Origin of the sequence: Arthrobacter sp. W4I7 (assembly GCF_030816215.1) — a bacterium.
In the GTDB taxonomy this organism is placed as follows: domain Bacteria; phylum Actinomycetota; class Actinomycetes; order Actinomycetales; family Micrococcaceae; genus Arthrobacter; species Arthrobacter siccitolerans_A.
Genome location: NZ_JAUSXU010000001.1, coordinates 1 through 14,661, shown reverse-complemented (window position 1 = coordinate 14,661; position 14,661 = coordinate 1). Strand labels below are relative to the sequence as shown.

The window sequence follows — 14,661 nt, the reverse complement described above, 5'->3', positions numbered from 1 at the left end:
AAAAGCTAAAGGGGCGGCAACCGTGTGGTTGCCGCCCCTTGTCCATCCCGGTTCTGAGTCCGGGAGGAAGAAGCTTTACTTCTTGTTGGAGACAGCAGCCTTCAGCTTGGAGCCGGCGGTCAGCTTGACGCTGTGGCCAGCGGCGATCTGGATGGTCTCACCCGTCTGCGGGTTACGGCCGGTGCGAGCCGCACGGTCGGTGCGCTCGACGGCGAGCCAGCCCGGGATGGTGATCTTCTCGCCCGAGGCGACAGAAGTCTCGAAAACCTCGAACAGTGCGTCGAGGACGGAGTTGACGGCTGCCTGGCTGGTGCCGGCCTTGCCCGCTACCTCTGCAACAAGTTCACTACGGTTCTTAGCCATTTATGTCCTCCTGGACGGTCATGATTCTGGAGCCTGCACGCGGCATGCGCACAAGCCACTGTTCGAAAACTTACCAGCTTGGGCCGCCCTGGTCCGCAAATTCCCCGTGTTTCCGCGACTTTTTGAGGTTAATCACCAGATTCTTAGGGATTTCCGGCCCGCTTTGGCGGCAAAGGCCAGCCTTGCCGCAGTTCCCGGACGCCCTTCCCCGGCGACGCTCTCTCACTTCCTGCGGCCCCCTCGGGCAACGCCCCACCACATCCTGCGCTGATCAGGCAACGCCCCACCACATCCTGCGCTGATCAGGCAACGCCCCATAACATCCTGCGCTGATGAGCCGACGCTCCCGCAGTGAAGGCGGTGCGGGAGGGGCCGCCGGCGTGCCCCTGGTGCCCTGCGTGTGGGGGTGTTTGTTGTTAAATGCGGGAGGCCCCAACCAGTGCTGGCTGGGGCCTCGACCTAATGGTTGTCCGGCGGTGACCTACTCTCCCACACCCTCCCGGGTGCAGTACCATCGGCGCTGTGGGTCTTAGCTTCCGGGTTCGGAATGGGACCGGGCGTTTCCCCCACGCTATGACCGCCGTAACCCTTCTACCCGTCACACACCCCTTTGCGGGGTGGTGTGGGAAATCTGTGGTTACAACATGTTCTGCAGTGATGCAGCAGTGGTGTTGTTATTCAATTGTGTGTTCCTGTAGCAACGAAACCATTGGTTTGGTTTGTTGTTTGGGAACCACATAGTGGACGCAAGCAGTCTTGTTTCTTTTTACCATCACCTGGTGTGAACGTCTTTCGAAGAGTCCGTTCACGGTGAATGGTGTGTGGTGTAAGTTATCGGCCTATTAGTACCGGTCAGCTTCACGAGTCGTTAGTCCTCGCTTCCACATCCGGCCTATCAACCCAGTGGTCTGGCTGGGGGCCTCTCACACACAAGGTGTATGGAAATCTCATCTTGAAGCGAGCTTCCCGCTTAGATGCTTTCAGCGGTTATCCCATCCGAACGTAGCTAATCAGCGGTGCACTTGGCAGTACAACTGACACACCAGAGGTTCGTCCGTCCCGGTCCTCTCGTACTAAGGACAGCCCTTCTCAAATTTCCTGCGCGCGCAGCGGATAGGGACCGAACTGTCTCACGACGTTCTAAACCCAGCTCGCGTACCGCTTTAATGGGCGAACAGCCCAACCCTTGGGACCTACTCCAGCCCCAGGATGCGACGAGCCGACATCGAGGTGCCAAACCATGCCGTCGATATGGACTCTTGGGCAAGATCAGCCTGTTATCCCCGAGGTACCTTTTATCCGTTGAGCGACGGCCATTCCACAATGTACCGCCGGATCACTAGTCCCGACTTTCGTCCCTGCTCGAGATGTCTCTCTCACAGTCAAGCTCCCTTGTGCACTTACACTCGACACCTGATTGCCAACCAGGCTGAGGGAACCTTTGGGCGCCTCCGTTACTTTTTAGGAGGCAACCGCCCCAGTTAAACTACCCATCAGGCACTGTCCCTGACCCGGATTACGGGCCGAAGTTAGATGTCCAAAGTGACCAGAGTGGTATTTCAACGATGACTCCACCCGAACTGGCGTCCGGGCTTCAACGTCTCCCACCTATCCTACACAAGCCACTCCGAACACCAATACCAAACTATAGTAAAGGTCTCGGGGTCTTTCCGTCCTGCTGCGCGTAACGAGCATCTTTACTCGTACTGCAATTTCGCCGAGTTTATGGTTGAGACAGCGGGGAAGTCGTTACTCCATTCGTGCAGGTCGGAACTTACCCGACAAGGAATTTCGCTACCTTAGGATGGTTATAGTTACCACCGCCGTTTACTGGGGCTTAAATTCTCAGCTTCGCCGTGAGGCTAACCGGTCCTCTTAACCTTCCAGCACCGGGCAGGAGTCAGTCCGTATACATCGTCTTGCGACTTCGCACGGACCTGTGTTTTTAGTAAACAGTCGCTTCCCCCTGGTCTCTGCGGCCCCGATCCCCTCCGGACAGCTTGTGTCCATCAAGGTTGGGGCCCCCCTTCTCCCGAAGTTACGGGGGCATTTTGCCGAGTTCCTTAACCATAATTCTCTCGATCGCCTTAGTATTCTCTACCTGATCACCTGTGTCGGTTTGGGGTACGGGCGGCTAAAACCTCGCGTCGATGCTTTTCTCGGCAGCATAGGATCACCAAATCCCCCCAAACGGGGGTCCCATCAGATCTCAGGCATCATGAACAGCGGATTTGCCTACCGTTCGCCCTACATCCTTAGACCGGGACAACCATCGCCCGGCTCGGCTACCTTCCTGCGTCACACCTGTTAATACGCTTGCCTCCCAGGATCAGGTCCTGCGCTCCACCAAAACCCTCACACCACAAGGGTGATCGGGCAGGTCTCGGGCAGTTAGTATCCCCTGTTCAGCATGGGCGGTTTTTCGCCGGTACGGGAATATCAACCCGTTGTCCATCGACTACGCCTGTCGGCCTCGCCTTAGGTCCCGACTTACCCAGGGCAGATTAGCTTGACCCTGGAACCCTTGATCATTCGGCGGACGGGTTTCTCACCCGTCTTTCGCTACTCATGCCTGCATTCTCACTCGTGTAGGCTCCACCGCTGGTTTACACCGCGACTTCACCGCCCACACGACGCTCCCCTACCCATCCAGACGCCTGAACCACAAGGGCTTAGCAAAAATCTGAATGCCACAACTTCGGCGGTGTACTTGAGCCCCGCTACATTGTCGGCGCGGAATCACTTGACCAGTGAGCTATTACGCACTCTTTTAAGGATGGCTGCTTCTAAGCCAACCTCCTGGTTGTCTGGGCAACTCCACATCCTTTCCCACTTAGCACACGCTTAGGGGCCTTAGTTGGTGGTCTGGGCTGTTTCCCTCTCGACTATGAAGCTTATCCCCCACAGTCTCACTGCTGCGCTCTCACTTACCGGCATTCGGAGTTTGGCTGACGTCAGTAACCTTGTAGGGCCCATTAGCCATCCAGTAGCTCTACCTCCAGCAAGAAACACGCAACGCTGCACCTAAATGCATTTCGGGGAGAACCAGCTATCACGAAGTTTGATTGGCCTTTCACCCCTACCCACAGCTCATCCCCTCCATTTTCAACTGAAGTGGGTTCGGTCCTCCACGACGTCTTACCGTCGCTTCAACCTGGCCATGGGTAGATCACTTCGCTTCGGGTCTAGATCACGCCACTGCAACGCCCTATTCAGACTCGCTTTCGCTACGGCTTCCCCACACGGGTTAACCTCGCGACGTAACACTAACTCGCAGGCTCATTCTTCAAAAGGCACGCCGTCACAACTACAAGGCTGCTCCGACGGATTGTAAGCACACGGTTTCAGGTACTGTTTCACTCCCCTCCCGGGGTACTTTTCACCTTTCCCTCACGGTACTGGTCCGCTATCGGTCATTAGGGAGTATTTAGGCTTATCAGGTGGTCCTGACAGATTCACACGGGATTTCTCGGGCCCCGTGCTACTTGGGATACTCTCCAGGCGGTACACAACATTACGGTTACGGGGCTCACACCCTCTCTGGCCGGCCTTTCAAGACCGTTCACCTATGCCTGCACATCACACCCCACTGTCCCGGCAGAGACAGAACGGAAAGTCCCACAACCCCGACCATGCAACGCCCGCCGGCTATCACACATGGAACGGTTTAGCCTGATCCGCGTTCGCTCGCCACTACTAACGGAATCACTATTGTTTTCTCTTCCTGCGGGTACTGAGATGTTTCACTTCCCCGCGTTCCCTCCACGCACCCTATGTGTTCAGATGCGGGTCACCAGATCACTCGCGCGCCTGGCGGGGTTTCCCCATTCGGACACCCTGGGATCACAGTCCGGTTATCGACTCCCCCAGGCTTATCGCAGATTCCTACGTCCTTCTTCGGCTCCTAATGCCAAGGCATCCACCGTGTGCTCTTAAAAACTTGACCACAAAAGATCAAAAAACTAATTCACGAGAGAACCACGAAAACCAACCACACCCAACAACCACCAACCCCCAAAAAGAGGCCAGTCATCACCAAGCGCAGCCAGATCCAGGTTCATATTCTTGGAAATTGCTTCTTATAAAAGATGCTCGCGTCCACTATGTAGTTCTCAAACAACAACCCCAAACCACACACCCCACACAACAACCCCCGAAAGGGCCTCCGCGCATGACCGGTGCAGCCAGGAAACCAGAAACAAACAAACCCAGGGGAACCACAGCCAAAGCCACGAACAACCCCCGGCCCTGTTGCCTCAGGACCCAACAGTGTGCCAAACACTAAACCACCCGCACCCCAACCCCGCCGTTCCAGGACACCAAAGCATCCGTACTAGACAAGAAAGAAACACAAGCAGCCGCTATTTGTTGATATTCCACCCATGAGCACCCGCCGCAGAACTTGCGTCTGCGCAACGGGCTTTTACTCCTGACAAACCCCCACACCACATACATGGCATGAACAATCCGTAGGTGCTCCTTAGAAAGGAGGTGATCCAGCCGCACCTTCCGGTACGGCTACCTTGTTACGACTTAGTCCCAATCGCCAGTCCCACCTTCGACAGCTCCCTCCCACAAGGGGTTAGGCCACCGGCTTCGGGTGTTACCAACTTTCGTGACTTGACGGGCGGTGTGTACAAGGCCCGGGAACGTATTCACCGCAGCGTTGCTGATCTGCGATTACTAGCGACTCCGACTTCATGGGGTCGAGTTGCAGACCCCAATCCGAACTGAGACCGGCTTTTTGGGATTAGCTCCACCTCACAGTATCGCAACCCTTTGTACCGGCCATTGTAGCATGCGTGAAGCCCAAGACATAAGGGGCATGATGATTTGACGTCGTCCCCACCTTCCTCCGAGTTGACCCCGGCAGTCTCCTATGAGTCCCCACCATCACGTGCTGGCAACATAGAACGAGGGTTGCGCTCGTTGCGGGACTTAACCCAACATCTCACGACACGAGCTGACGACAACCATGCACCACCTGTAAACCGACCGCAAGCGGGGCACCTGTTTCCAGGCGTTTCCGGTTCATGTCAAGCCTTGGTAAGGTTCTTCGCGTTGCATCGAATTAATCCGCATGCTCCGCCGCTTGTGCGGGCCCCCGTCAATTCCTTTGAGTTTTAGCCTTGCGGCCGTACTCCCCAGGCGGGGCACTTAATGCGTTAGCTACGGCGCGGAAAACGTGGAATGTCCCCCACACCTAGTGCCCAACGTTTACGGCATGGACTACCAGGGTATCTAATCCTGTTCGCTCCCCATGCTTTCGCTCCTCAGCGTCAGTTAATGCCCAGAGACCTGCCTTCGCCATCGGTGTTCCTCCTGATATCTGCGCATTTCACCGCTACACCAGGAATTCCAGTCTCCCCTACATCACTCTAGTCTGCCCGTACCCACCGCAGATCCGGAGTTGAGCCCCGGACTTTCACGGCAGACGCGACAAACCGCCTACGAGCTCTTTACGCCCAATAATTCCGGATAACGCTTGCGCCCTACGTATTACCGCGGCTGCTGGCACGTAGTTAGCCGGCGCTTCTTCTGCAGGTACCGTCACTTTCGCTTCTTCCCTACTGAAAGAGGTTTACAACCCGAAGGCCGTCATCCCTCACGCGGCGTCGCTGCATCAGGCTTGCGCCCATTGTGCAATATTCCCCACTGCTGCCTCCCGTAGGAGTCTGGGCCGTGTCTCAGTCCCAGTGTGGCCGGTCACCCTCTCAGGCCGGCTACCCGTCGTCGCCTTGGTGAGCCATTACCTCACCAACAAGCTGATAGGCCGCGAGTCCATCCAAAACCACAAAAAAGCTTTCCACCAACCACCATGCGATGATCAGTCATATCCGGTATTAGACCCAGTTTCCCAGGCTTATCCCAGAGTTAAGGGCAGGTTACTCACGTGTTACTCACCCGTTCGCCACTAATCCCCCCAGCAAGCTGGAGATCATCGTTCGACTTGCATGTGTTAAGCACGCCGCCAGCGTTCATCCTGAGCCAGGATCAAACTCTCCGTTGAAGAAAAACAGACACAACCCCCAGCCCCGGGAAAACGGGACCAAAAGCTGCACAAAATTTGAAACCAGCTGTAAAAACCAGACCACCCACAGGGGCGGGCAGCCCGGCAAATCCAACCAATTTAATAAAAAATCGGTATCAACAAACTTGGCACACTATTGAGTTCTCAAACAACAGACACACCCGACACCACCCAAACCAAACATTCAGGATCGCTCCGGAGCAACTTTTCAAACTTACCCGACCCGCACCAGCTTTGCAAATCAACGTTTCCGCGATTACCAGCATCGAACGATCAGCCCCACCCGAACCGGCACGCCCAAAAGCGAACCATTTTCCAGGCCATTTGAAGAAGGGGGTTGGCCGCAAACTTTCCGCATCAGCGGCGGCGACTCAGAAAACAATACACGCCCACACACCAACCCGCAAATCCACCCCCACACCCCCCAAAACCCCCAAAAACCAAGGAATTTCAGGGGCGCGCAGCGCACCGAAAGGCGCCAGCCCCCCGACAAGGCGCCTTATGTACTAGCTCACATTCGCTTGTCGACCCAAGTCGGCGCCAAAAACATCACCTCGGATCTCGAGGGTCCAACAAGTAAACGCAAGGCGCCTCGCGTGCCGGCTGCCATCCAGGGCTTGGCCTGATCCGGGCTGGCACACTGGTACGCATGACTACGCCCTTCAGCGAAAGCCCTGCGGTCCCAGGGTCATCGAGCGTTATTGATCTGGCGCGGGACTACGTAGAAGAGCACCATCCCCATGCCTCTGCGTCTGTTCTGGGAGGAAGCGCTGCCGCCGGCACTGCGTCATCGACGTCCGATCTCGACATCGCCCTTCTGTATCCGAGCGGACATGCGAACTATGCCGCGATGACCCGATACCGCGGGTGGCTCGTGGAGGAGTTCGTGCACACGGAGGGGAGTCTGGACTTTTGGTATCAGAAGGAAGCGCTGGAAAGACGGCCGGTATCGCCGATCTGTGCGCCCGTGGAATTCTTCTCACAGACAACGGCGTAGGCGCGGAGTGGCAGATGCGCGCGCGTGAACAAATGACTCGGGGTCCGCTGCCCCTGGGCCATGACGAACGTGACCTTCGCCGTTACAACTTGAGTGCCCTTATCGACGACCTGGTGGGCAGCGGAGACGACGCAGAGACATTCGCCTTGGCATCGGACGTCTTCCACGGAACGGCTGACCTGTTCCTTATGGAGAGCGGCAGTTGGCTTGGCGCCGGCAAATGGGTCGTCCGTCGCCTCCACCTCAATGGCAGCCCTGGCGCTCCGCTTATGCATTTGGGCAGGAGACCCAGGCCGGAATGACGCTTCTCTCGTTGAACTCGCGCGAGAGGTACTGGAATTGTCGGGCGGTTACCTTCAAGAGGGATTTCTCCGGGGCAAACGCGCCTAACCCCGCTACGACGTTATGCGCGGTCAGCAAGACCTCCAATGCCGTGATGCAGCGCCTCGCGGGCTCTCGAAGTAAGTTGAACGAGCAGCTCGCCGGAGGAACCCTTGGGGCAGCCAATGCTTCGGCCAGAAGCGCGGTTCCGTCCAGCACGGCATTTCTCCTCGGTCCCCGATATGCCTCGCGCCAGGTGTTGATGGGCATTGCTTAAGGTTGAATGTGCCGGCTCAGTGAGAAAGTTCACCTACGATGATGCTCCTATAGGGGCCAAACCCCCCGGGCTCGAGGGATCAGCCCCATTCGTTAGGAGTAGAAACTTTGAACAACTCCTTGAATCAGGGGGCGCCAGTTGACTGGGTGAGGTGATCTGCTTGTGCTGGGCTGGTGGCGTTGATGGCCTCGTGGAGATCACGGTGAAACGCGTCGGCAGACTCGTAAGCCTCGGGTACACGGATAAACCAGCGATAGCCTCGAGGCCTCGCTGGAATCCCTGCATCAGCCAGATAATCGTCTACGGAATCATCTACAACTTTGCGGTCGGCTGCTGTAAAGACTTCTTCCAACTGTTCGGTCACTCCGTCCCGAATACAAGTCATGGAAACGGCGCGACCAACGTCCGAGTTGGGGAAACGGCGCAAATTCTGGGGACCAGCTGCCCAACCAATCAACGCGTCCCACCCGGTCTCATCCAGCTCACTCCATCGGTCGGAGGGCTCGGCTACCGCGATGCTTTCCCACATGATCTCCTCCTCCACGTCGAACGTGCGGGTTACGCAGCCCGTTCCACCAGGCCGCTCCCGCTGCCGTGGCCAAAATCATCAACCACCACGTTCCAGCCGCGCTGGGTTGCTACTTCCACCACGCTGGACGCAAAAGCCGGGAAATCCCATCATGGCGGCCAGCCGGGCGGAGCGGAAGCTGATGGAGCGTCTCTGTATTGATCGCGGAGGTGATGGAGCGTCCACCGTTGCCGGTGCGACGGCGGTGCTGCCGCAGGCGGTGCGGGAGGGGCCGCCGGCGCGCCCCTGGTGCCCTGCGTGTGGGGGTGTTTGTTGTTAAATGCGGGAGGCCCCAACCAGTGCTGGTTGGGGCCTCGACCTAATGGTTGTCCGGCGGTGACCTACTCTCCCACACCCTCCCGGGTGCAGTACCATCGGCGCTGTGGGTCTTAGCTTCCGGGTTCGGAATGGGACCGGGCGTTTCCCCCACGCTATGACCGCCGTAACCCTTCTACCCGTCACACACCCCTTTGCGGGGTGGTGTGGGAAATCTGTGGTTACAACATGTTCTGCAGTGATGCAGCAGTGGTGTTGTTATTCAATTGTGTGTTCCTGTAGCAACGAAACCATTGGTTTGGTTTGTTGTTTGGGAACCACATAGTGGACGCAAGCAGTCTTGTTTCTTTTTACCATCACCTGGTGTGAACGTCTTTCGAAGAGTCCGTTCACGGTGAATGGTGTGTGGTGTAAGTTATCGGCCTATTAGTACCGGTCAGCTTCACGAGTCGTTAGTCCTCGCTTCCACATCCGGCCTATCAACCCAGTGGTCTGGCTGGGGGCCTCTCACACACAAGGTGTATGGAAATCTCATCTTGAAGCGAGCTTCCCGCTTAGATGCTTTCAGCGGTTATCCCATCCGAACGTAGCTAATCAGCGGTGCACTTGGCAGTACAACTGACACACCAGAGGTTCGTCCGTCCCGGTCCTCTCGTACTAAGGACAGCCCTTCTCAAATTTCCTGCGCGCGCAGCGGATAGGGACCGAACTGTCTCACGACGTTCTAAACCCAGCTCGCGTACCGCTTTAATGGGCGAACAGCCCAACCCTTGGGACCTACTCCAGCCCCAGGATGCGACGAGCCGACATCGAGGTGCCAAACCATGCCGTCGATATGGACTCTTGGGCAAGATCAGCCTGTTATCCCCGAGGTACCTTTTATCCGTTGAGCGACGGCCATTCCACAATGTACCGCCGGATCACTAGTCCCGACTTTCGTCCCTGCTCGAGATGTCTCTCTCACAGTCAAGCTCCCTTGTGCACTTACACTCGACACCTGATTGCCAACCAGGCTGAGGGAACCTTTGGGCGCCTCCGTTACTTTTTAGGAGGCAACCGCCCCAGTTAAACTACCCATCAGGCACTGTCCCTGACCCGGATTACGGGCCGAAGTTAGATGTCCAAAGTGACCAGAGTGGTATTTCAACGATGACTCCACCCGAACTGGCGTCCGGGCTTCAACGTCTCCCACCTATCCTACACAAGCCACTCCGAACACCAATACCAAACTATAGTAAAGGTCTCGGGGTCTTTCCGTCCTGCTGCGCGTAACGAGCATCTTTACTCGTACTGCAATTTCGCCGAGTTTATGGTTGAGACAGCGGGGAAGTCGTTACTCCATTCGTGCAGGTCGGAACTTACCCGACAAGGAATTTCGCTACCTTAGGATGGTTATAGTTACCACCGCCGTTTACTGGGGCTTAAATTCTCAGCTTCGCCGTGAGGCTAACCGGTCCTCTTAACCTTCCAGCACCGGGCAGGAGTCAGTCCGTATACATCGTCTTGCGACTTCGCACGGACCTGTGTTTTTAGTAAACAGTCGCTTCCCCCTGGTCTCTGCGGCCCCGATCCCCTCCGGACAGCTTGTGTCCATCAAGGTTGGGGCCCCCCTTCTCCCGAAGTTACGGGGGCATTTTGCCGAGTTCCTTAACCATAATTCTCTCGATCGCCTTAGTATTCTCTACCTGATCACCTGTGTCGGTTTGGGGTACGGGCGGCTAAAACCTCGCGTCGATGCTTTTCTCGGCAGCATAGGATCACCAAATCCCCCCAAACGGGGGTCCCATCAGATCTCAGGCATCATGAACAGCGGATTTGCCTACCGTTCGCCCTACATCCTTAGACCGGGACAACCATCGCCCGGCTCGGCTACCTTCCTGCGTCACACCTGTTAATACGCTTGCCTCCCAGGATCAGGTCCTGCGCTCCACCAAAACCCTCACACCACAAGGGTGATCGGGCAGGTCTCGGGCAGTTAGTATCCCCTGTTCAGCATGGGCGGTTTTTCGCCGGTACGGGAATATCAACCCGTTGTCCATCGACTACGCCTGTCGGCCTCGCCTTAGGTCCCGACTTACCCAGGGCAGATTAGCTTGACCCTGGAACCCTTGATCATTCGGCGGACGGGTTTCTCACCCGTCTTTCGCTACTCATGCCTGCATTCTCACTCGTGTAGGCTCCACCGCTGGTTTACACCGCGACTTCACCGCCCACACGACGCTCCCCTACCCATCCAGACGCCTGAACCACAAGGGCTTAGCAAAAATCTGAATGCCACAACTTCGGCGGTGTACTTGAGCCCCGCTACATTGTCGGCGCGGAATCACTTGACCAGTGAGCTATTACGCACTCTTTTAAGGATGGCTGCTTCTAAGCCAACCTCCTGGTTGTCTGGGCAACTCCACATCCTTTCCCACTTAGCACACGCTTAGGGGCCTTAGTTGGTGGTCTGGGCTGTTTCCCTCTCGACTATGAAGCTTATCCCCCACAGTCTCACTGCTGCGCTCTCACTTACCGGCATTCGGAGTTTGGCTGACGTCAGTAACCTTGTAGGGCCCATTAGCCATCCAGTAGCTCTACCTCCAGCAAGAAACACGCAACGCTGCACCTAAATGCATTTCGGGGAGAACCAGCTATCACGAAGTTTGATTGGCCTTTCACCCCTACCCACAGCTCATCCCCTCCATTTTCAACTGAAGTGGGTTCGGTCCTCCACGACGTCTTACCGTCGCTTCAACCTGGCCATGGGTAGATCACTTCGCTTCGGGTCTAGATCACGCCACTGCAACGCCCTATTCAGACTCGCTTTCGCTACGGCTTCCCCACACGGGTTAACCTCGCGACGTAACACTAACTCGCAGGCTCATTCTTCAAAAGGCACGCCGTCACAACTACTAAGGTTGCTCCGACGGATTGTAAGCACACGGTTTCAGGTACTGTTTCACTCCCCTCCCGGGGTACTTTTCACCTTTCCCTCACGGTACTGGTCCGCTATCGGTCATTAGGGAGTATTTAGGCTTATCAGGTGGTCCTGACAGATTCACACGGGATTTCTCGGGCCCCGTGCTACTTGGGATACTCTCCAGGCGGTACACAACATTACGGTTACGGGGCTCACACCCTCTCTGGCCGGCCTTTCAAGACCGTTCACCTATGCCTGCACATCACACCCCACTGTCCCGGCAGAGACAGAACGGAAAGTCCCACAACCCCGACCATGCAACGCCCGCCGGCTATCACACATGGAACGGTTTAGCCTGATCCGCGTTCGCTCGCCACTACTAACGGAATCACTATTGTTTTCTCTTCCTGCGGGTACTGAGATGTTTCACTTCCCCGCGTTCCCTCCACGCACCCTATGTGTTCAGATGCGGGTCACCAGATCACTCGCGCGTCTGGCGGGGTTTCCCCATTCGGACACCCTGGGATCACAGTCCGGTTATCGACTCCCCCAGGCTTATCGCAGATTCCTACGTCCTTCTTCGGCTCCTAATGCCAAGGCATCCACCGTGTGCTCTTAAAAACTTGACCACAAAAGATCAAAAAACTAATTCACGAGAGAACCACGAAAACCAACCACACCCAACAACCACCAACCCCCAAAAAGAGGCCAGTCATCACCAAGCGCAGCCAGATCCAGGTTCATATTCTTGGAAATTGCTTCTTATAAAAGATGCTCGCGTCCACTATGTAGTTCTCAAACAACAACCCCAAACCACACACCCCACACAACAACCCCCGAAAGGGCCTCCGCGCATGACCGGTGCAGCCAGGAAACCAGAAACAAACAAACCCAGGGGAACCACAGCCAAAGCCACGAACAACCCCCGGCCCTGTTGCCTCAGGACCCAACAGTGTGCCAAACACTAAACCACCCGCACCCCAACCCCGCCGTTCCAGGACACCAAAGCATCCGTACTAGACAAGAAAGAAACACAAGCAGCCGCTATTTGTTGATATTCCACCCATGAGCACCCGCCGCAGAACTTGCGTCTGCGCAACGGGCTTTTACTCCTGACAAACCCCCACACCACATACATGGCATGAACAATCCGTAGGTGCTCCTTAGAAAGGAGGTGATCCAGCCGCACCTTCCGGTACGGCTACCTTGTTACGACTTAGTCCCAATCGCCAGTCCCACCTTCGACAGCTCCCTCCCACAAGGGGTTAGGCCACCGGCTTCGGGTGTTACCAACTTTCGTGACTTGACGGGCGGTGTGTACAAGGCCCGGGAACGTATTCACCGCAGCGTTGCTGATCTGCGATTACTAGCGACTCCGACTTCATGGGGTCGAGTTGCAGACCCCAATCCGAACTGAGACCGGCTTTTTGGGATTAGCTCCACCTCACAGTATCGCAACCCTTTGTACCGGCCATTGTAGCATGCGTGAAGCCCAAGACATAAGGGGCATGATGATTTGACGTCGTCCCCACCTTCCTCCGAGTTGACCCCGGCAGTCTCCTATGAGTCCCCACCATCACGTGCTGGCAACATAGAACGAGGGTTGCGCTCGTTGCGGGACTTAACCCAACATCTCACGACACGAGCTGACGACAACCATGCACCACCTGTAAACCGACCGCAAGCGGGGCACCTGTTTCCAGGCGTTTCCGGTTCATGTCAAGCCTTGGTAAGGTTCTTCGCGTTGCATCGAATTAATCCGCATGCTCCGCCGCTTGTGCGGGCCCCCGTCAATTCCTTTGAGTTTTAGCCTTGCGGCCGTACTCCCCAGGCGGGGCACTTAATGCGTTAGCTACGGCGCGGAAAACGTGGAATGTCCCCCACACCTAGTGCCCAACGTTTACGGCATGGACTACCAGGGTATCTAATCCTGTTCGCTCCCCATGCTTTCGCTCCTCAGCGTCAGTTAATGCCCAGAGACCTGCCTTCGCCATCGGTGTTCCTCCTGATATCTGCGCATTTCACCGCTACACCAGGAATTCCAGTCTCCCCTACATCACTCTAGTCTGCCCGTACCCACCGCAGATCCGGAGTTGAGCCCCGGACTTTCACGGCAGACGCGACAAACCGCCTACGAGCTCTTTACGCCCAATAATTCCGGATAACGCTTGCGCCCTACGTATTACCGCGGCTGCTGGCACGTAGTTAGCCGGCGCTTCTTCTGCAGGTACCGTCACTTTCGCTTCTTCCCTACTGAAAGAGGTTTACAACCCGAAGGCCGTCATCCCTCACGCGGCGTCGCTGCATCAGGCTTGCGCCCATTGTGCAATATTCCCCACTGCTGCCTCCCGTAGGAGTCTGGGCCGTGTCTCAGTCCCAGTGTGGCCGGTCACCCTCTCAGGCCGGCTACCCGTCGTCGCCTTGGTGAGCCATTACCTCACCAACAAGCTGATAGGCCGCGAGTCCATCCAAAACCACAAAAAAGCTTTCCACCAACCACCATGCGATGATCAGTCATATCCGGTATTAGACCCAGTTTCCCAGGCTTATCCCAGAGTTAAGGGCAGGTTACTCACGTGTTACTCACCCGTTCGCCACTAATCCCCCCAGCAAGCTGGAGATCATCGTTCGACTTGCATGTGTTAAGCACGCCGCCAGCGTTCATCCTGAGCCAGGATCAAACTCTCCGTTGAAGAAAAACAGACACAACCCCCAGCCCCGGGAAAACGGGACCAAAAGCTGCACAAAATTTGAAACCAGCTGTAAAAACCAGACCACCCACAGGGGCGGGCAGCCCGGCAAATCCAACCAATTTAATAAAAAATCGGTATCAACAAACTTGGCACACTATTGAGTTCTCAAACAACAGACACACCCGACACCACCCAAACCAAACATTCAGGATCGCTCCGGAGCAACTTTTCAA

General features: G+C 56.2%; 4 protein-coding genes and 6 rRNA genes. 1 reads left to right on the top strand and 9 read right to left on the bottom strand.

Going from position 1 to position 14,661, the window contains the following annotated elements:
* Positions 1-75: 75 nt before the first annotated feature.
* From QF047_RS00045 to QF047_RS00030, 4 genes are all read right to left on the bottom strand, one after another.
* Positions 76-363, bottom strand: coding sequence for an HU family DNA-binding protein (locus QF047_RS00045; RefSeq protein ID WP_306636555.1), 288 nt, complete (start codon positions 361-363; stop codon positions 76-78).
* A gap of 468 nt (positions 364-831) precedes the next feature.
* A 5S ribosomal RNA gene (gene rrf / locus QF047_RS00040) occupies positions 832-948 on the bottom strand.
* 236 nt (positions 949-1,184) lie between these two features.
* Positions 1,185-4,309: ribosomal RNA gene (locus QF047_RS00035) — 23S ribosomal RNA — on the bottom strand.
* A gap of 538 nt (positions 4,310-4,847) precedes the next feature.
* Positions 4,848-6,373: ribosomal RNA gene (locus QF047_RS00030) — 16S ribosomal RNA — on the bottom strand.
* The 16S, 23S and 5S rRNA genes sit together here, the layout of an rRNA operon.
* A 670-nt stretch (positions 6,374-7,043) precedes the next feature.
* Between QF047_RS00030 and QF047_RS22295 the strand changes: the two genes are divergently transcribed.
* Positions 7,044-7,391 carry a nucleotidyltransferase domain-containing protein gene (locus QF047_RS22295; RefSeq protein WP_373427730.1) on the top strand — a complete coding sequence of 116 codons (348 nt, stop codon included), beginning with the start codon at positions 7,044-7,046 and terminating at the stop codon, positions 7,389-7,391.
* On the opposite strand, the gene QF047_RS00025 is transcribed toward QF047_RS22295, so the two are convergent.
* From QF047_RS00025 to QF047_RS00005, 5 genes are all read right to left on the bottom strand, one after another.
* Entirely contained in the window at positions 7,313-7,666 is a 354-nt protein-coding gene (locus QF047_RS00025) for a hypothetical protein (RefSeq protein ID WP_307272540.1), read from the bottom strand. The genes QF047_RS22295 and QF047_RS00025 overlap by 79 nt on opposite strands.
* Before the next feature lie 447 nt (positions 7,667-8,113).
* Complete coding sequence (locus QF047_RS00020) at positions 8,114-8,518, bottom strand: DUF5956 family protein (protein ID WP_307272537.1); 405 nt, start codon at positions 8,516-8,518, stop codon at positions 8,114-8,116.
* A gap of 367 nt (positions 8,519-8,885) precedes the next feature.
* Positions 8,886-9,002 (bottom strand): 5S ribosomal RNA (gene rrf / locus QF047_RS00015).
* Between the two features lie 236 nt (positions 9,003-9,238).
* Positions 9,239-12,364 (bottom strand): 23S ribosomal RNA (locus QF047_RS00010).
* 538 nt (positions 12,365-12,902) lie between these two features.
* Positions 12,903-14,428: ribosomal RNA gene (locus tag QF047_RS00005) — 16S ribosomal RNA — on the bottom strand.
* Positions 14,429-14,661 lie beyond the last annotated feature (233 nt).